Origin of the sequence: Chitinophaga filiformis (assembly GCF_021646545.1) — a bacterium.
GTDB lineage: Bacteria > Bacteroidota > Bacteroidia > Chitinophagales > Chitinophagaceae > Chitinophaga > Chitinophaga filiformis_A.
Window position 1 is genome coordinate 702,605 of the sequence record NZ_JAKIRP010000001.1, and the last position, 19,431, is coordinate 722,035.

Consider the following 19,431-nt stretch of genomic DNA (forward strand, 5'->3'; position numbering starts at 1 on the left):
AATTCTAATAGGGATGAGTGATGCCATAAAACATGAATGCGGACTAGCGTTTATCAGACTTAGAAAGCCGTTCTCATATTACCAACAGAAATACGGATCAGTTTTCTACGGCCTCAACAAGTTGTACCTCCTGATGGAGAAACAACATAACCGCGGACAGGACGGAGCAGGTATAGCCACAGTAAAGTTGAACACAGAACCGGGAGTACCATTCATGCATCGCCTGCGAAGCAGCGCACCGCAAGCCATCGGAGATATCTTTGCAAAGGTCAGAGACGAAATAGACGAAATAGAAAAATACCAGCCGGAAATCACCAAGTACCCGGGCCTCATGAAAGGCCACATACGTTTTCTCGGAGAGCTGATGATGGGACACCTCCGCTACGCCACTCAGGGCAAGAACAACGTAGAACTCTGCCACCCTTTTGTACGTCACAATACCATTCCTGCACGCAACCTCGCCCTCGCCGGTAACTTCAACCTGGTGAACGTAGATGAACTGTTTAAGTTCGTGAACGTTGAACCGGGAGAAACACACCGCAACAGTGACCTTGCTGCTATGCTGGAAGTACTTCACCACTTCCTGAGCAAAGAAGATGAGGAAAGACGTAACGGACTGGATGTGAAAACTATCCTCCAGCAGGCGTTTTCCATGTTTGACGGAGGTTACCACGTATGTGGACTGATCGGCAGCGGAGATGCTTTCGTAATGCGCGACGCCCACGGTATCCGTCCATCTTATTATTATATCAACGAAGATGTCATTGTTGCCGCATCTGAACGCGCCGCTATCCGCACAGCGTTCAATGTAGGAGAGAATGAAGTACTGGAGCTCATGCCGGGTAATGCCCTGATCGTAAAAGAAAACGGGGAATACAGCATAGAACAGATCCTCGCACCAAAGGAACGCCGCGCCTGCAGCTTCGAACGTATCTACTTCTCCCGCGGAAATGATGAAAAGATCTATAAAGAACGTACTGCTTTAGGCTACAACCTGTCTGAAACCGTACTGAAAAGCATAGACAACGACCTGCGTAATACCATCTTCTCCTTTATTCCCAATACGGCAGAAATTGCCTTCTACGGTATGCTGAAAGGGCTGGAAGATTATCTGAATAAGATTAAGGTAGAACGTATCCTGTCATGGGGTAAAGACTTTGACGAAGAAAAACTGACGGAAATGGTGAACCGCCGTATCCGTATAGATAAAATTGCCATTAAGGACGTAAAAATGCGCACCTTCATTACTGCCGACACCAGCCGTAATGAAATGGTACAGCACGTTTACGACATCACTTATGGTACAGTGCGTCCGGGCATAGATACCCTGGTAGTAATAGATGACTCCATTGTACGTGGTACCACCCTCCGCGAAAGCATCATCAGGATGCTGGACCGTCTGGGACCAAAACGTATCATCGTGGTATCATCCGCTCCGCAGATCCGCTATCCTGACTGCTATGGTATTGACATGAGCAAAATAGGCGATTTTGTTGCCTTTAAAGCAGCTATTGCCCTGCTAAAAGACCATGGCAAGGAACACATCCTGCAGGAAGCATATGGCCTCTGTATGGAACTGCAGCGCACTAATACCCTGCACGCACAGAACGTTGTAAGAAATATCTACAAACCGTTCACAACAGAAGAGATCTCTGCCAAGATTGCCGAGATCATTACTCCTTCCGATATCAATGCTAAAGTGGATGTCATCTACCAGTCTATCGAGAGCCTGCACCAGGCTTGTCCGAACAACCTGGGAGACTGGTATTTCACCGGCAACTTCCCGACGCCGGGAGGTAACCGTGTAGTGAATAAAGCATTCATGAACTACATGGAAGGCAAAAATGAAAGAGGATACTAAAAATATAAAGGGCTCGTTTAAAACGGGCCCTTTTTTTATGAGATCTCCATTATTAAATTTCCTTTAAATCCGCTATTCCCCAACCGGTAGAGCCCCCTGTATTACACTTACTTTCAGTAAAATCCGTAAATTAGTTAATATTAAATAAGACTAACTCAAACCGCGAACAGCAAATCCCTTTTGCTACATAATAACATTGTTGTTATGAAAACATTATTACTTATCCGTCATGCCAAATCTAGCTGGAATGACCCTGACGTAGACGACTTTGACAGGCCTCTCAATAAGCGCGGCAAACAGAACGCTCCTGAAATGGCACACCGCCTCTCAAAAAGGGGCATCATGCCCGAGCTGCTTATTGCCAGTCCGGCCAAACGAACCAGGAGTACGGCACGGCTTATGGCCAAAGAGTGGCACTACGATAAAGACGCGATCCTGCTGGAGGAAGAGTTGTACCTGTGTTATGCCTCTACCTTTCTGAAAGTGATCACGAAGATTGATGATGACATAGATACAGTAGCTCTTTTTGCGCACAATCCTGGTATTACCGACTTTGCCAACTATGTAACCCAGGAGATAAGAATTGACAATATCCCCACTTCCGGCGTATTCGCTGTTCAGGCAAATATCCAGTCATGGAAAGATTTTGACCGCGCGAAGAAGTCGTTCCTTTTCTTTGATTATCCCAAACAGGAGGTTGTCTGACTTAATCCTTCGCGATCCGATTGTAAGACACGGTAATTCCCTTTATCAGTGAAGAGCTGAAGCCCTGATGTTCCATCTCATTAAGGCCGGCAATGGTGCAGCCTTTAGGAGTGGTAACCTTATCTATTTCCTCTTCCGGATGACGATTTTCCTTGATCAGCAGCTGTGCAGCGCCTTTGACCGTCTGTGCTGCAATGAGGTTTGCTGTACGGGCATCAAACCCGATCTCAATACCACCCTGTATGCTGGCCCTGATGAAGCGTAATGCGTAGGCAATACCACAGGCGCCCAGCACCGTCGCGGCGTCCATCAGTTTTTCGTCTATACTTACTGCTACTCCCAATTGATTGAACATTTCTGTCACATACACTTCCTGCTGCTGAGACACATTCTTATGGCAGATACAGGTCATAGATTCCTGTATGGCAATGGCTGTATTGGGCATAGCGCGTACTACCGGCATACCGGCGCCTGCTATCTGTTCCAGGTCGTCAATAGAAACTCCGGTTATTACACTTATCAGCATCTGGCGGGAGGGATCGAAAGCTGTTTTTACCTGCGACAGTACTTCTCTCACGTTATATGGTTTCAATGCCACTACAATGACCTCGGCACCGCGTATGGCCGCTTCATTGTCCGAAATTGTCTGTACTCCTAATGATTGCAAATCACTTAATGAAGCAAGATTACGTTTGGTCACAGTCAGGTCTGCAGGCGTTGAAAACCCGCTCTTTAGCAGCCCCTGTGCTATCGCTTTCCCCAGGTTACCACCACCGATGATGGCTATTTTCTTGTTAGACATGTTCACTTATTACTTTAAATCCTTCGGAAGGTAGAACAAAAATTTGTTACTTCGCATCCCTAAATCCAGCGTGCAATGACGAAAGTATTTTATTGTGTGGTCTCATGTCTTATCCTATGCCTGTTTGCTCAAATCACCACCGCTGCCAATCCACCGAAGAAAGTGAAAGGGAAAGTGGTGCGCATAATGGATGGCGATACGTTTGAACTGCTGGTGAATAAAACAACTTACAAGATCCGCCTGAGCGCTATTGATGCACCAGAGAAAGGACAGGATTTCTACCAGAGAAGTAAACAGGCGCTGGCAGATCTCTGCTTCAATAAAACAGTCACCGTTGAACTGCTACGCAAGGATAGATATCAACGCTGGATAGGGGATGTATACAGTGCTGATGGCCAGTATATTAATGGCAGAATGATCTCTGACGGCTATGCGTGGCATTATACTGAATACTCGAAAAGCGCTCCGCTGGCTGCAGCACAGACAACGGCCAAAAGACAGAAACTCGGATTATGGTCGCTCTCCAAACCTGTAGCGCCATGGCTGTTCAGAGCAGATAAAAGAAAAGACAAGTCACATCGTAAAGCAGCGTAGACCTTTTTACTTATATTGCTGATCACTTCATCGTTTACAATTTTTAATGATTGTTGACCTTCCTGTTGAAATATGTCAGTGAATAAGATCAATGCACCAACACACCATCTTAGTGGTCAGGCTTTTTATATGCGTCTGCAGGAAGCGGCCAACAGGCCATTCCCTACAGAAACACTACGACAGATCCGGCAATTGCTGGAACAGCTGTTCCGCTACCTTACCCGGGAAGAAACGCGCAGTTTCGGCAACCTGTTTGCCCGCATGCAGTTCTTCTTTGATAAATATCCCGTTCCTGCCGCTTTGCAGGAACAACTTACTGCCTTACGTATTCACACGCACAAAGCCGTTATCGGAACACTGACCGCAGATACGGAATTATCTCTCATCTGCGTGCAAACCATGGCAAATGCCATACAACACTTCTGTGAAATTCCTGTTCCTGACATCCTCATACAACATTGTCTTCCCGTACAGGGAAGTACCCTCGCTTATACGCCTCAGCTTTCAGCAGCATTGGTGCCACAACTGAAATGTCTTATTACGGATGTTGGCCCTTTACAGAAAAGATCCGATCAGGCGCCATATTTCACGCTGGGTTGCCGCAATGATGATCTGGGATTATTCCGGCTGATGATCTCAGAAAGTGTACAACCACACACCACGCTGTTACATGCTCAATTGCGTGCCTATGATACCGTGCATATCCTGCATTGTAGTAAAACTGAGGCGCCGGGCTTATATGAAGCCGTACATGCCACCAGGATTATCCTGGAACCAGACCTCCTTGTAGATATCAGTGACCTGGCGGAATGCTTCGGCAGGCAGGGCGCCGGCAAACTGCTCTATCTTGTGAAAAAGCTGGTTCCGCAAACACCCGGTGTCGCAGCTTTCAAAGGGAATGTGGTGAACGCCCTGCTGGACAATGTGCTGCGCAATCCCGAAATGGACCTGCGACAGTCGTTCGTGGAAGCAGTGGCTGAAAATGTATTACAGGCTGCCGCCTACGGTCGCGTGGAGCTGAACAACATGTTTGCCGACATTCGCACAAAACACTGGCCTAACCTATTGCAGTCAGCAGCAGAACTGCATAACCGTCCCGTCAGAATAGAACCTACGTTTTTCTCGGCCTTATACGGCCTGCAGGGACGACTGGATATTCTGGCGGAAGATGATACGGATTCCCTGCGAAAAGAGATTTTTGAGCTGAAAAGTGGCCGTTCTCCGGATTATGGCGCGTGGAAGAACCATGAGATGCAGGTAGTAGGGTATAACCTGTTGCTGCAATCTGCGTTTGGCGATGAACGACGCGGCAGTTCTGCTATTCTGTACTCTGCCGCCAACGATACACCACTCCGGAATGTAAGCAGTAACCGGCCGGCAGAAAATGAACTGCTGGCGCTCCGTAACGAAGTCGTCTCCCAGTTATTACGGCTGGCGGCAGGGGAATACGGCATTCTCGACCAGATCACCACAGTGGCTGCAGAAGGACTGCCATCATTCAGCGCGGTGCACTTTACAGCTTTTGAAGCCGTATACACCACAGCGTCACCATTATTGCGCACTTACTATCAGCAATTCCTGTCCTTTCTGCTACGGGAATACCTGCTGGCAAAATGCGGCATGTATTCTGCGCCCGACAGGGAAGATGATTCAGAAGGCTTTGCTGCGCTGTGGCTACTATCTGAAGCTGAAAAGCTCGAGCGCTTTAACATCATTCCCGGACTGCAGTTCCGTCATTTTGATGCTGAAAGCAGTACAGTTGTTTTCAATATCCATATCCCGGTCAATCATAATTTCCGTACCGGCGATACTGCCATCATCTATCCCCGTTCCCCGGATGGACTGTTCCCATTGCGGCACCAGGTACTGAAGGGCAGGATAGATGCCCTGGGAAAAGCCAGCTTAACCTTTTCACTGAACAACCGGCAGATCACCCACGATTTTTTCGGTCAGCAACAATTGTGGGTCATAGAACATGATATCTATGAATCTAATTACTGGGTGGCTGCCACCGCCTTGTTTCATGTGCTGGAACCCCGGTTTGCCCAGCGGATGGAATTACTGCTGGGGCAGCGGGCCCCGCTCTCTGCTCCGCTGAGCGCACCCTGCCCGCCGATGTTTAACAGTAACCAGCAGGCTATTTTGCAGGCCGCCCTGGAAGCACAGGACTATTACCTCATACAGGGACCTCCGGGTACCGGCAAAACCTCCGCCTTACTGACGGCATTGGTTTCCTCTCTTGTTAACAATGGCAACCAGATAGTGATCGTCGCGTTTACCAATCGTGCGGTAGAAGAGATCTGCCGGAAGCTGGAGGACAAAGGCATCACTCATCTTCGTATGGGCAGCCGCCGCTCAGCGGCAGAGCACCAGTTGCGCCAGTATTGTCTGAACGGCGATATTGAGGGAGCCGGAAGATTTGTTATGAACCAGCGTGTTTTCGTAGGTACGGTGGCTACCATGGCCACACGCCTTCATCTGCTGCAAATGCTGGGCGTAAAAATGGACACGCTGATCGCGGATGAAGCATCCCAGCTCACAGAACCACAGTTACTGGGGTTGCTGATGCCCTTCCGGAAGTTTATTCTGATAGGAGACCAGAATCAGTTACCGCCTGTTGTTGCGCAGGCAGACCAATTCTGCCAGATCCAGCATCCTTTACTGACGGCACAGGGTATCACAGACCTCCGCTGCACCCTGTTTGAACGGCTCATCCAACACTGCAAGACCATGAAGTGGAGCCATGCGTGGGGCATGCTGAATACCCATTTCAGGATGCATAATGACATTGCATCCCTGATTAACCACTATTACGCCGGACAGCTCTCTGCCGGTAATCCATTACAATCGCAGCCATACAATCCCGGGCAGCATACTGACGCCGATAACTGGTCTTATATACTTTCCAGGGGCCGTACGCTGTTTATTCCCAGCCCGCATGAGCCAACATCCAAAATGCACCGTACAGAGGCAGAGCAGGTAGTATCCCTCTTGCATCATTTCAGGCAGCGGTATGGCCGTCGGTTTAGTAGTGAAACAGTTGGAGTAGTAACGCCCTGGCGCACGCAGATAAGTCTTATCCGCGAGCTGATCGGAAATGATGATGAGCTCCAGGCCATCAACATCGACACAGCAGAACGCTTCCAGGGGGCGGAAAATGACATTATTATCGTCTCCCTGGCGGTATATCATCCGGTACAACTGGGGCAGTTACAAAATCTGGGCGCATTTCACTGGGAAGACAGCAGGGTAGAGGTTGACAGGAAATTGCTGGTCACGCTTTCCCGGGCCAGGCAGCAGGTCATCATTATGGGGCATGAACCGGTATTAAGAGCCAGCAGGCATTATACGGAGCTGCTGGACAGTATGATCAGGTGTTCATAAAAAAAGCCATCTGTCATGAAACAGATGGCTTGTATGTCAGACAACATCATATGATCATTCCTGGAAAACCAGGCTTTAATCCAGTGTTACATGGCTCCAGTTTTCACCGCTCTTTATGCGGTAGAGTTGCATTTCGCTGATATCAAATTGTTCAGCGATCTGCTTCATTGTTTTTCTGCCGGGCTTTGCCAGCAGGCGTTTAATACTTTTTACTTTGGTGATGTTCAGCTTAAGCCCCTTAACACGGTTCCGCTGCTTTTCCTTATAGGCAAGTTTTGCGGGGCTGAACTGCTGATGAGCTTCCATTTCTTCCTTAGTAGCCCATTGCAGATTGGTGGCTTTATTATTCTTCTTATCGTAATCTATGTGGATAACGTACTTGTAGGTACGTCCCGGCTTTTTATTAAACAACTTTGCAACTTCCCGGTGAAGGTAAAGGGACTGATAACTATCCGCTGGCTTTACATTCAATACTGTATAGCCCTCTACCGTGGAACCGGACAACAATTTCCCGTCTGAAATATCTTCGTAATAGCTGATCACTCTTCCCATGTTAGATACTGCATACTTTTTACGCAGGGCAGATTTATTTTTAATCTGCAAGTCTTTCCAGACTTCATTTTTCAGATTTTTAATCGTGGCCATGTGAAAGAAATTTAATAGTTGAACCTGGGGTTTATCCGTAAACGTTACAATCTGCTACTTCATTTTTTGCTGGCAGTAGGTTTTGGTCAGTAAGGGGGGATGTCCGTTCAATTATATGATCTTTGTAATGCAATGCTATCGTATCTAACACTTCTTCTACAGCTGCCAATGTACTGCAAGTTACTAATTGATGCCTGAATTCTTTGATATGCGGTAACCCTTTCAGGTAATTGGTATAGTGTCGTCTCATCTCAAGTATTCCCACCACATCTCCTTTCCACTGGACGGAATGCCGCAGGTGTTTTTTACATACTTCTACCCGTTCCAAAACAGATGGGGGAGGCAAATGTTCACCCGTTTGTATAAAATGTTTTATTTCATTGAAGATCCATGGATATCCGATCGCAGCACGTCCAATCATAATCCCATCCACTCCATATTTCGCGCGGGCTGCAATAGCCTGCTCTGGGGTACATATGTCCCCGTTACCGAATATAGGGATATGAATGCGTGGATTGTTCTTGACCTTTCCGATCAATGTCCAGTCGGCATTTCCCTTGTACATCTGTGTACGGGTGCGGCCATGGATGGTCAGTGCCTGGATACCCACATCCTGCAGTCGTTCCGCCACCTCTTCAATGTTTTTTGTATCATCGTCCCAACCCAGGCGGGTTTTTACGGTCACCGGCAAACGGGTCGCTTTTACTACAGCAGCAGTCAGCTTCACCATTTTGGGAATATCTTTCAGAATGCCGGAACCGGCGCCTTTACAAACCACTTTTTTAACAGGACAACCGTAGTTAATGTCCAGCAGGTCGGGGTTCGTGGCCTCCACGATCTGGGCGGCCATTGCCATTGGTTCCTCGTCTCCTCCGAATATCTGGATACCCACAGGTCGTTCGTAATCAAATATATCCAGCTTCTGCCGGCTCTTGATGGCATCACGTATAAGTCCCTCCGAAGAAATAAACTCAGTATACATCAGGTCCGCACCGTTTTCTTTACACACCGCACGAAAAGGCGGATCACTTACATCTTCCATTGGCGCAAGCAACAGCGGAAAATTGCCCAATGTTATATTTCCAATCTTTACCATTTTATCATTTGTAGGGCTGACGTCCAATTCCGGGGAAATCCGGAAAGCAATTGTCAACTCGATTTCGCACTGTAAATTTACGCAAAATTAATCTATGACAGGCCGTTTGAAGCAATATCCGCCATCATTACAGTTCGCAGCATTTGTTGGCTTTTTCCTGCTGTTTTCAGTCCTATATCTGTTTTTCCTTGCTTTTGTATTCCCGCCCATAAGCGGTTACTCGTTAACGACACTCCAAAGTGAACTATATACGGCCCAGGAGGCCCTGGCGCCGGTATCCCCTAAAGTTCTCGGCTATTTGAAATTAACGCAATTTCTATACAGTTTAGTAGTTTTTTTGCTCCCTCCCGTATTTTTTACCTTCATGGTAGCTGACCGCCCTGCTAAATGGCTGAGAATCGACCGGACGCCACGTTTCCTGCCCATTATATTAGCTTTTTCGATCATGCTGGTGGCCTTCCCGTTTGTAAGTTATACCGGCGACTGGAACCACACCTGGCCCTTTTCGCCTGAGGTAAGGAAGCTGGAGGAGCAGACGGAAACGCTTACGCGGGTACTGTTAACAATGTCCAACATTTCCGACCTGCTCATCAATCTGGCGCTGATAGCCATTATTCCGGCCATAGCAGAAGAATTCTTCTTCAGAGGTGTTGTACAGCGCCTGTTCATCAAAATGATGCCGCAGCTGCCCTGGCTGGCCGTATTCATTACTGCTGTTTGTTTCAGTGCCATTCATATGCAATGGATGGATTTCATTCCCCGCGTGTTACTCGGCTTCCTGCTGGGCGCCATCTATTACCTCAGTGGTAATCTCTGGCTGTCTATACTGGGCCATTTCCTGAACAATGGCCTGCAGGTTGTGATGATTTATCTCTACCAGGCCAAAATTATTAAGACAGACCCAATGACGTCCACACCGACCGAATGGTATATCGCAGCACTCAGCCTGGCATTGACTATTGGGGCTATCTGGCTGTTTGATAAACAGACGACTCCCGGAGAACGGGAACACAATCACCGGGACGACTTTAACGACAATGTTGAATCAATCGGGAAGTAATCGTACTTTAGTCCTAACAAACGGATTATTATGGAAAAAGACTGGGTGAAAATTTATTATACCAACCAATTGTTCCGCGCGGAGATTATCAGGGGGATGCTGGAAGAAAACGGGATCAATGTGGTACTTATCAACAGGCAGGACTCTGCTTACTTAACGGCCCTGCCAGGCATGGTGGAGCTGTTTGTTCACAACTCCCAGGAAGCAGACGCCAGGCAATTACTGGCCGAGGCCTCCGGAGACCTGGCCTGATATTACCAGCCTTTTTCCGCTTTCAACACAGATTTGTAAAACAATTGCCATTTCAGCATGAAAACTTTCTTTACCCGTACAGCAACAGCACTGGTTTTTGTAGCCGTGATGCTTGGCGGGATCCTTTATAGTCCTTTTACGTTCTTTCTGCTTTTCTTCCTGATCAATTTCTTTGCATTACAGGAGTATTTTAAGCTCATCCGTCATGTGGACCCGGACTATAATAATATTTCCGGCTGGCATAAAACCGGCTTACTGGTAGCCAGCTGTGCCCTGATCATGGCCTTCACAGGGGAGCATTTTTCCTCCGCCGCCAACCTGTCCCTGGGGTTCCTGGGCTGGTGGCTGACTATCATCTTCCTGCTGATCATGCCTATCGGAGAAATACTGCTGAGCAAGGACTTTTCCCTGAAAAACATGGGTTATTCCGCGCTGGGCCTGGCGTATATCACCCTTTCCCTCGGACTGCTGGTACACCTTTGCCTGAACTATGACGCCATTCGCTTTACCGATACCGCCACAGGCACCGGTCCCGGCTGGCTGATCCCCTTACTGCTGATCGCTTTTATCTGGATCAACGATACGATGGCATACATCGTGGGATCACTGATAGGACGTACCCCTTTTGCCCCTGCTATTTCGCCGAAAAAGACCATTGAGGGTACAGTGGGAGGTATGATACTGGCCGTTGCCGCAGCGGGTGTATACGGCTACTTCTGGGGCAGTGAATACCTATCCTTACAGCACTGGCTGGTGCTGGCTGCCATAGCCGCCATTTTTGGAACAGCCGGCGATCTCATCGAATCAAAACTCAAGCGTATGGCCGGGGTGAAAGACTCGGGCAGCATCATGCCCGGGCACGGAGGTTTTATGGACCGCTTTGATTCCCTGCTGCTGGCAGCACCGTTTGCCTGGTTGTACGTACATTTCTTTGCAATGATTTAACTTCGCATTAAATACATAACAACAATGAAGATCCACCGAGAAGGATTAGCTACCATTTTACTGACCTTTGCTGTTCTTGCCCTGATCAACGGCGCCGTTTTCTACTTTTTAGGACATATGCCGCTGCTCTGCAGGATCGTGGCTGCCTTTTCCCTGGTACTGTTCCTGTTTATCATTTCCTTTTTCCGTATCCCTAAACGGGAAATGAAACTGGATGAATCCCTGGTAATTGCTCCCTGCGACGGTAAAGTAGTAGTGATTGAAGAAACCTATGAACCTGAGTATTTTAAAGACAAACGCCTGCAGGTGTCCATCTTTATGAGCCCTGCCAACGTACACGTGAACAGGAATCCGATCAGCGGACAGGTGAAATTGTCACAGTATCACGCAGGTAAATACCTCGTGGCATGGCATCCAAAATCTTCTACTGAGAATGAACGCCATACCGTAGTGATCGGTAACGCGAAAGCGGATATACTGGTAAGACAGATCGCCGGTGCATTAGCCCGCCGTATCGTGAATTATCTGAAACCCGGTATGCAGGTGACTCAGAACGAGGAACTGGGCTTCATTAAATTTGGCTCAAGGGTAGACATTTACCTCCCGGTAGGTACCCAGGTCAATGTGGCACTGGAACAAGTGGTACGTGGAGGTCAAACTGTGATCGCTACCATTTAATTGCTTATATTTAACAGCATAAACAGACTAGTCATGAAAAAACTGATCTTAGGAGCAACCGCTGTATTATTTTTCTCCGGCGCAGTATTCGCCCAGGAAAAGACGAAAGAGGCGTCCTGCTGTAAAAAATCAGCGACTGCTGCCGCATGCTGTAAAAAAGACCAGGTAGCAAAAGGCAGCGCCTGCTGTAAACAACCCAGCAAAACTGCCGCCCTGCGCACAGCAGCCGCTAAACCGGCAAAGCCAGCGCAACCTGCTACTGCCTCCGCAGTAAAACCATCTGGCAAATAGATCATCAATTATAACAGAAAGTCCCATCCTCAATAGCTAACCGCAATGAGGATGGGACTTTTTATTGTAAACAGGTGCTACAGGATTGTTTTCAGCTCGTCCAGACTGTTGATGACGAAGGTCGGTTTTAGCTCACCAGTGACTGGTACAAGCGGGTTGAAATACACCTGGTCTATTCCGGCATTAAATGCGCCGATAATGTCAATATCCAACGCATCTCCGATCATAATACTGCTGTCTGCTGTAGCGGCTGCCCTGGTAATGGCATAGTCGAAGATCTCCCTGTATGGTTTCAGGCTGCCGGCAGACTCTGAGGTGATGACATGTGTGAAAAAGTGATCTATCCCTGAACTTTTCATCTTACGCAGCTGTGTTTCCTCAAAACCATTGGTGATCATATGCATGGGATAGTTCTTTGCTGCCAGGTACTCAAGCACCTCTTTCGCATAAGGGAAAAGGGCTGTCTGGGTAGGCAATTCCTCCAGGAACTGTGTGCCCAGCGCTTCGCACAATTTCTCATCCCCGATCTTAAAATCGAGTAGCGTAAGGCGGAAACGTTTGCTGCGCAGATCATTCCGGGTGATAAATCCCTTCCGGAAACGGTCCCAGAGTTTATTATTATGCACCATGTAGACCTCATGAAATTCCTTAAAGGAGGGTACCCCGCGGCTTTCCAGCTTATGTGCGTGATACAGCTGCTCTAATACCAGGTAGGCATTGGTCTCAAAATCCCATAGGGTATGGTCCAGATCGAAAAATATATGCTTGTATTTCATTTTCTAGCGCGTCCTTAATCAACCACAAAGATACTCATTACGGGGGGAAGCACATTTTTTACTATTTTCCGTCTCCCTTAATCAGAAAATATGAACGCAGTAATTACCGGCGCCAGTAAAGGAATAGGAAAAGCAGTCGCCGAAAAGCTGGCCAGAGAAGGATTTAACGTAGCCATCTGCGCCAGGAACGCAGGCCACCTGGAAAAGGCAGCAGCAGATATCCAGGCGGTAAACACCTCTGTCAAAATACTTGCCCGTTCTGTAGACATGGGTCAGAAAGCCGCTGTACTGGCATTCGCAGAAGAGATCAAAAGTACTTTCAAAACCGTAGATATACTGGTCAACAACGCCGGCATTTTTGTACCGGGTGGTATGCAGGACCAGGAAGACGGATTATTGGAAAACATGATGTCAGTTAACGTTTACAGTGCCTATCATCTTACCCGGCAGCTATTGCCAGGGATGAAAGCTAATGGGAAAGGTCATATTTTTAATATGTGCTCAACTGCCAGTTATACTTCATACCCCAACGGAGGGGCCTATAGCATCACGAAGTTTGCGTTGCTGGGCTTTTCGCGGAACCTGAGGGAAGAACTGAAACCTCATAACATAAAAGTAACCTCCCTGAGCCCCGGACCTACTTTAACTGCTTCCTGGGAAGGCTTTGATGCCCCTCCGGGCAGAATGATGGAACCTGAAGACGTGGCAGACCTTTTATGGGGTGCATATACCCTGTCAAAACAGGCGGTTGTAGAGGAAGTTATCATGCGCCCTATGCTGGGTGACATTGCATAAACCCTTAACCAGCAAGCACTTCCACGATTATATTGATTATTTTTTTAACTAACTTTTAACTGGGTATTCAGCACCAACAGGGCTGGCTTTGGCTAAATTTGTTCTGCATTATGAATGTCACTACTGTTAGTATAAAGAAGTTTGTATTATCCCTGCTCTTTTGCCTGGGCGCAGTTGCCTGCCTGCAGGCACAGGAATTCAGGTTCACTACCTCTGTCAGTAACAACAAGGTAGCACTGGATGAACCGTTCCAGATACAGTTCATGCTGGAAAACGCTCCTAATGTCAGCAGTTTTACACCTCCGGCTTTCAATGATTTTGAAATTCTGCAGGGACCTTCCCAGATGCAGGGGCAGTCTATTATGAATGGCCGGCGCTCCGAATATATAGCGCTGATCTATGTGATACAGGCCAGAAGGGTGGGCAATTTCACCATTGCCGGCGCTACTGCCCGTTCAAACGGGAATGTAGTACGTTCCAACCCTGTCACCATAGAAGTAGTAAAGGCTAACCGCGGCGGCTATCAACAAACACCTCAGCAGTCAATGCCGCAAAGCGGCCTCCCTCCATCCAGGTCACAACGCCAGCAACAGCAGCAGGATGAAATGGAAGGGGTGCTGCGAAATGGGGAAGACGTGAATGCTAAACTGCGTAAAAACATTTTTGTAAAAGTTGATGTGGATAAAACCACTTTATATGAAGGCGAGCAGCTGACTGCTACTTATAAACTGTACACCCGCCTTCCGACTAACTCCAGCGTTACTAAGGTGCCGGCATTCAAAGGCTTTTCCGCAAAAGACATAGAGTTGCCCAATCCTCCGCAGGCGTCTGAAGAAATCGTGAACGGCATGCGTTTCAAGGTGTTCACCATCCGTAAAACACTGCTGTTCCCGTTGCAATCAGGTACCCTGGAGCTTGATCCCGTGGAAGTGGACAACCACGTAAAACTGGTCAAACTCGTTAAGAACAACGGCAACAGGAAGGCCCGTGATCCTTTTGCGGACCTGTTCAATGACCCGGGCTTTAAAGATCCCTTCGATGATCCTTTCTTTGACGACTTTTTCAATCGGCCGGAAGTAACCTACGAAGATGTTCCTTACAAAGTCCAGACAGCACCACTGAAAGTAACCGTTAAACCGCTTCCTGTAGACAACCGCCCGCTGAGTTTCACCGGGGCTGTGGGTAAGTTCAACATGACCGCGACCATCGATAAACGGAATCTTACGACTGATGACGCGCTCACGCTGAAAGTGATCGTATCCGGCCAGGGTAATGTGAACCTGCTGAATGGTCCGAAGGTGGATATACCTGCCGGTTTTGAAAAATACGATCCTAAAGTAACCGACAATATCGAGAAGAACAGCAATCCGCTGTCCGGCTCCCGTCAGTTTGAATATGCACTGATGCCGCTGGAAGCGGGTGATCAAACTATTCCTGCTGTAGAATTTTCTTATTTCGATGTAGCCTCCAACAGTTACAAATCGATCCGTTCAGAGCCGTTCTCAGTACATGTCACTCCGGGCAAACAGACGAAACGTGATAAAGAGGACTTCAGTGTAAACAGGAATACCATCACCTCCAACTACAATGGAGTGCTCAATTGGGTGAAAGAAAGCAGGTTCCTGCTGATCAGCCCATTATTCTATATCCTTTTACTGGTTCCTGTTCTTTTACTGGTGGCAGCCGTAGTATATCGCCGCCGGCGAAACTACCAGCAAAATAACGCAGCGTTCCTCAAGCACCGTTATGCCAATAAAGTGGCCCTGAAACGACTGGAACTGGCAGCACGTTATCTGAAAGAAGGAAAAGACAAGGCTTTCTATGAAGAGACTTCCCGCGCTATATGGGGTTATCTCAGTAATAAACTGCATGTTCCTTTTGCAGACCTCAGCAAACAGCTTATACAGGATAAACTGACCCGGCAACAGGTGAGTGTACAGTATACTACTCAGTTGTTTGACCTGCTGGATGATTGCGAAATGGCGCTGTATACACCCATGCATAACAATGATAAGATGCAGGGTACTTATCAGCAGGCCGTAACGGTGATCAGCCATCTGGAAGATGAACTGCAACGTGCAAAAAGTGTCGTGTAAACTCAGGTAACTATAACGGATGAAAAGAACATTAACAGCTATCTGTGCCTTCTTGCTGCTGGCATATAATGTTTCAGCTGCTGCTCCCGACCAGCAACAGCGGTTTGAAAAGGCGAACCAGCTTTACAGGCAGAAACAATACACTGAAGCCGCCGGTATTTACCAGCAATTGATCGATGAAGGCTATCATCAGCCACAATTGTTCACCAATGCTGGCAATGCCTGGTATAAAGCCAATAAGACCGGTCTGGCAATCTATAATTATGAAAAAGCCCTCGCAAGGGATCCTTTTAATAAATCAGCCCATCATAACCTGTCTGTTGCCAATCAAAGGGTGGAAGGCTATGTAAATGACCTGCCCCTGCTGTTCTTTCAACAGTGGTGGCTGCACTTACAACATTTCCATAGCCCCAATGGCTGGGCGGTGGGCGCTGTTATTTTCTTCTGGCTGCTGATAGCGGGCATCATTACCATGCTGATAGTACCATCCTTTAAACCCGCATTGCTGCGGTGGGGGACGGGAGTGGCAACACTGTTGTTCTTCTTTTACCTGACAATTGGTATCAGCACCTATGTTACTGCCAATGCGCACAATGAGGGCATTATCATGGGTAGCACAGTAAAGGTAAAAGCGGCTCCGGACCAGGGAAGTAAAGATATGTTTGAACTGCACGAAGGGGTAAAAGTGCAGGTAACCGACGCTACACAGGAATATTGCAAAATATTGCTGCCGGATGGCAAGACCGGCTGGCTGGCTTGTGCAGAGATCAGGAGGTTGTAGACAGGCTGCAAACTACAGGCTACGGGCACGTAGGGCAACTTCTTCTCCTGAAGCCTGTAGTTTGCGGCTTAAAGCTTTTCTATCCTGTCCATAAACTCCTGCTTACGCTGACGGGAAACAGGTATACAACTACCATCAGTCATGATGATATCCCCACCATCACCCTTTATATACCTATCCATATAGTTCAGATTGACCAGATAACTGTGATGCACCCTGAAAAAGCCTTTGTTCCTCAGCAATCCTTCCACCTCTTTTAGTGAGCGGCATACCAATGATGGCTCAGCACCATTTATCAGGTGAATGCAGGTGCTTTCCCCCTCAGCCACACAATACAGAATATCTTTTACCAACAGCATTCTCAGGCCCTCCGGACTGGGAAGCGCCAATCTTTCACCCGGGTAGAGGTGCTGATGCAGGAATTCCATCAGGGAATCTGTATTTTCTCCTGACTGTCCCTTTTGCCGCTGCCGCATCATTGCCTTGTCAACGGCATCTATAAGGTCTTCCCGGATGATGGGCTTAAGCAAATAATCTAATGCATTATGGCGGATAGCGTCCAGCGCATAATGATCGTATGAAGTAGTAACAATAATGGAAAACGAGGCATCCCTGCATTCCTGCAGGACCTCAAATCCGTTCAGTCCCGGCATTTCTACATCCAGGAAAACCAGATCAGGTTGATATTTTTCTATTGCCTCGAGTGCAGAGATCCCATCCGCGCAAACGGCCACTACGTTTACTGCAGGGCAATGTTTCTCCAGCAAAAGCTTCAATACGCTTCTGCTAAGTTTTTCATCATCCACGATAATGGTGCGCATGTTTTTCTAATTCTTGTCCCCAAAAGACTCTCCCTCAGTCAGCATAAGAAAGCATAGGCGAGAGTCTGATATAATATACGATATTCTGTGTAAAGATGTGAAAGTTTATTTTAGGCAGATGCCGTTTTTATACCTTACATTACGGCCTCTCTGGCAGCAATTTGCTGCATGTTAATAATAACAAGATGACCGCAGGGTTGTTGCATTTCATTGTAAAGTTCCTGCTCTCTGATAGCCGATCGCATATTATACCGCGCGTTAATAGCCTCTAGTCTGGCTGCGGCAATGCTAATTCCCTGAGAAAGATGGGCATTTTCTCCCGATGAGCCCTGGTTGACACCGTTGTCCTCTATGCGGACGCAGAGCATCTCATTTTCCCGGCTTATCCTGATCCGCAGGCAACCGCCCGTCTTATCAGGACGTAACAGCAGTCTGCGCCAGATCGCCTCCTGGATATAAGGTTGAATAATGAGTGGGGGTACGAAGGTGACCTGCTGGAATACATCGGGGGTAATTTCCAGCTCATAGTCGAACTGGGGACCGAAACGGAGCTGCTCCAGCTGTAAGTACAGCTCCAGCGCTTCGATGTCCTCTTCAAGGTTCACCCATTCCCTGTTACAATTGCGGATAATAAGACGCATCAGCCGCGCAAACCGCGTCAGATAGAGGGAAGCCAGATCAGTACTGGTGGTGAGGATGTAGTGGTGTATAGCGTTGAGACTATTAAAGATAAAATGAGGATCCATCTGCGCCTGGAATGCATGCATTTCCAGGTGTATCAGCTGCTGCCTGCTTATCTCTCTGGTTGAAGCCTGCCTTATATGCTTCTCACGTATATAGAACACACAGCAGATCATGATCAAACTCAACAGAAAAAACATCCAGTACGGCCAACCTACTGCATTGAGTATGTTAGAGCAAAAGACCAAATTCGAAAAGGTTTACGAAAGGATACAAATTATAAACACCTCACAAAGTCGCACAATCCTTATAGCATGATACTAATTTGGAGTTAAGACCATACTAAATATCCATCAAATCTGGTTCCCGGGAAAGGGGCAATTAATACAAGGCAGCATTTGCGGAACAACCGGGGCAAAACAACGGGTAAATGGCAGTCAGCGGCTATTCGGTAAACTTGTATCCCACCCCTCTAACCGAGTGGAAATACCTGGAATTACGGCTGTCTTCTTCAAAATATTTACGGAAATTGAGAATAAAGTTGTCAATTGTACGGGTAGTAGGATATACATTATACCCCCATACCACCTGCAGGATCTTTTCCCGGGTTACTACTTCGCCTTTATTTTCGATGAGCAGTTTCAGCAACATCGTTTCTTTCTTACTCAGTTCATAGTGTTTTCCGTCTTTGCCGATGCACTCCTGTGCAGCGAAGTCGATCTCGTTGTTACCGAAATGGTATACGGTAGATACGCTGTCCTTATCCTGTATGCGTTTGTTTTTAACAATCAGTTTTTCTACCCGCAGTAGCAGTTCTTCCAGGTTGAAAGGCTTGGTCATATAATCGTCCCCGCCTTTCTTGAGGCCCAATACACGGTCTGCACTACTGTTCTTCGCACTGAGGAACAGGATGGGTACTTCATTATTCTGGATACGGATGTTCTCACAAACGGCAATACCGTCCATTTCCGGCAGCATGATATCCAGGATGATCAGGTCAAAATATTCGTTCTTTACCGCCTTTAAAGCTGCGGTGCCATTATCTACAGCTGTTACTTCATATCCCTCCAGCTCCAGGTTCAGTTTCAATGCCTCCTGGAGGTTTTCTTCGTCCTCTACCAGTAGTATGGATGCTTTAGTAGCTTCCTTCATAGTTAATAATTGCAAT

At 47.5% G+C, this 19,431-nt stretch carries 19 protein-coding genes; 12 read left to right on the forward strand and 7 right to left on the reverse strand.

Features of this window, described 5'->3' with window-relative positions; genetic code table 11:
- Positions 1-133 precede the first annotated feature (133 nt).
- Together L3C95_RS02870 and L3C95_RS02875 are read left to right on the forward strand one after the other, a co-directional pair.
- Positions 134-1,861 carry an amidophosphoribosyltransferase gene (locus tag L3C95_RS02870; protein ID WP_236384992.1) on the forward strand — a complete coding sequence of 576 codons (1,728 nt, stop codon included), beginning with the start codon at positions 134-136 and terminating at the stop codon, positions 1,859-1,861.
- 204 nt (positions 1,862-2,065) lie between these two features.
- Positions 2,066-2,566 carry a SixA phosphatase family protein gene (locus L3C95_RS02875; RefSeq protein WP_236384994.1) on the forward strand — a complete coding sequence of 167 codons (501 nt, stop codon included), beginning with the start codon at positions 2,066-2,068 and terminating at the stop codon, positions 2,564-2,566.
- Position 2,567: 1 nt separating this feature from the next.
- On the opposite strand, the gene proC is transcribed toward L3C95_RS02875, so the two are convergent.
- On the reverse strand, positions 2,568-3,368 hold the full coding sequence (proC, locus tag L3C95_RS02880; RefSeq protein ID WP_236384997.1) for a pyrroline-5-carboxylate reductase: 801 nt from the start codon (positions 3,366-3,368) through the stop codon (positions 2,568-2,570).
- A 75-nt stretch (positions 3,369-3,443) separates the two neighbouring features.
- Here proC and L3C95_RS02885 point away from each other — a divergent pair, with 75 nt between their 5' ends.
- Both L3C95_RS02885 and L3C95_RS02890 read left to right on the forward strand, forming a co-directional pair.
- Positions 3,444-3,962, forward strand: a complete 519-nt coding sequence (locus L3C95_RS02885; RefSeq protein ID WP_236384998.1) for a thermonuclease family protein — start codon at positions 3,444-3,446, stop codon at positions 3,960-3,962.
- Positions 3,963-4,034: 72 nt separating this feature from the next.
- Entirely contained in the window at positions 4,035-7,346 is a 3,312-nt protein-coding gene (locus L3C95_RS02890) for a DEAD/DEAH box helicase (protein ID WP_236384999.1), read from the forward strand.
- Positions 7,347-7,421: 75 nt separating this feature from the next.
- On the opposite strand, the gene L3C95_RS02895 is transcribed toward L3C95_RS02890, so the two are convergent.
- Positions 7,422-7,991 carry a helix-turn-helix domain-containing protein gene (locus L3C95_RS02895; protein ID WP_199654301.1) on the reverse strand — a complete coding sequence of 190 codons (570 nt, stop codon included), beginning with the start codon at positions 7,989-7,991 and terminating at the stop codon, positions 7,422-7,424.
- A 31-nt stretch (positions 7,992-8,022) separates the two neighbouring features.
- Positions 8,023-9,087, reverse strand: a complete 1,065-nt coding sequence (gene dusB, locus L3C95_RS02900; RefSeq protein WP_236385000.1) for a tRNA dihydrouridine synthase DusB — start codon at positions 9,085-9,087, stop codon at positions 8,023-8,025.
- 364 nt (positions 9,088-9,451) lie between these two features.
- On the opposite strand from dusB, the gene L3C95_RS02905 reads away from it, so the two are divergent.
- From L3C95_RS02905 to L3C95_RS02925, 5 genes are read left to right on the forward strand one after another with little or no spacing between them, the layout of a single operon-like run.
- Positions 9,452-10,147 carry a CPBP family intramembrane glutamic endopeptidase gene (locus tag L3C95_RS02905; RefSeq protein WP_236385001.1) on the forward strand — a complete coding sequence of 232 codons (696 nt, stop codon included), beginning with the start codon at positions 9,452-9,454 and terminating at the stop codon, positions 10,145-10,147.
- A gap of 30 nt (positions 10,148-10,177) precedes the next feature.
- Complete coding sequence (locus L3C95_RS02910; RefSeq protein WP_236385003.1) at positions 10,178-10,399, forward strand: DUF2007 domain-containing protein; 222 nt, start codon at positions 10,178-10,180, stop codon at positions 10,397-10,399.
- Positions 10,400-10,456: 57 nt separating this feature from the next.
- Complete coding sequence (locus L3C95_RS02915) at positions 10,457-11,344, forward strand: phosphatidate cytidylyltransferase (protein ID WP_236385005.1); 888 nt, start codon at positions 10,457-10,459, stop codon at positions 11,342-11,344.
- Between the two features lie 24 nt (positions 11,345-11,368).
- Positions 11,369-12,022: a phosphatidylserine decarboxylase family protein gene (locus L3C95_RS02920; RefSeq protein ID WP_199654309.1), complete on the forward strand. Its 654-nt coding sequence runs from the start codon at positions 11,369-11,371 to the stop codon at positions 12,020-12,022.
- Positions 12,023-12,055: 33 nt separating this feature from the next.
- Positions 12,056-12,313 carry a hypothetical protein gene (locus L3C95_RS02925; protein WP_236385007.1) on the forward strand — a complete coding sequence of 86 codons (258 nt, stop codon included), beginning with the start codon at positions 12,056-12,058 and terminating at the stop codon, positions 12,311-12,313.
- Between the two features lie 77 nt (positions 12,314-12,390).
- Here the strand turns inward: L3C95_RS02925 and L3C95_RS02930 are convergent, their stop codons facing one another.
- Positions 12,391-13,089: a YjjG family noncanonical pyrimidine nucleotidase gene (locus L3C95_RS02930; RefSeq protein WP_236385009.1), complete on the reverse strand. Its 699-nt coding sequence runs from the start codon at positions 13,087-13,089 to the stop codon at positions 12,391-12,393.
- Positions 13,090-13,179: 90 nt separating this feature from the next.
- Between L3C95_RS02930 and L3C95_RS02935 the strand changes: the two genes are divergently transcribed.
- The 3 genes from L3C95_RS02935 to L3C95_RS02945 all read left to right on the forward strand — a co-directional run bounded on the left by L3C95_RS02935 (position 13,180) and on the right by L3C95_RS02945 (position 16,761).
- On the forward strand, positions 13,180-13,884 hold the full coding sequence (locus L3C95_RS02935; RefSeq protein WP_236385017.1) for an SDR family oxidoreductase: 705 nt from the start codon (positions 13,180-13,182) through the stop codon (positions 13,882-13,884).
- Between the two features lie 110 nt (positions 13,885-13,994).
- Complete coding sequence (locus L3C95_RS02940) at positions 13,995-15,980, forward strand: BatD family protein (RefSeq protein ID WP_236385018.1); 1,986 nt, start codon at positions 13,995-13,997, stop codon at positions 15,978-15,980.
- Positions 15,981-15,999: 19 nt separating this feature from the next.
- Positions 16,000-16,761, forward strand: a complete 762-nt coding sequence (locus L3C95_RS02945; protein WP_236385019.1) for an SH3 domain-containing protein — start codon at positions 16,000-16,002, stop codon at positions 16,759-16,761.
- Between the two features lie 68 nt (positions 16,762-16,829).
- Here the strand turns inward: L3C95_RS02945 and L3C95_RS02950 are convergent, their stop codons facing one another.
- The 3 genes from L3C95_RS02950 to L3C95_RS02960 form a co-directional block, all read right to left on the reverse strand.
- Positions 16,830-17,582, reverse strand: coding sequence for a LytR/AlgR family response regulator transcription factor (locus L3C95_RS02950; protein ID WP_236385021.1), 753 nt, complete (start codon positions 17,580-17,582; stop codon positions 16,830-16,832).
- A gap of 134 nt (positions 17,583-17,716) precedes the next feature.
- Positions 17,717-18,427, reverse strand: coding sequence for a sensor histidine kinase (locus tag L3C95_RS02955; RefSeq protein WP_236385023.1), 711 nt, complete (start codon positions 18,425-18,427; stop codon positions 17,717-17,719).
- 280 nt (positions 18,428-18,707) lie between these two features.
- Positions 18,708-19,415 (reverse strand): response regulator transcription factor, encoded by a 708-nt coding sequence (locus L3C95_RS02960; protein WP_089829386.1) that lies wholly within the window; start codon positions 19,413-19,415, stop codon positions 18,708-18,710.
- Positions 19,416-19,431 lie beyond the last annotated feature (16 nt).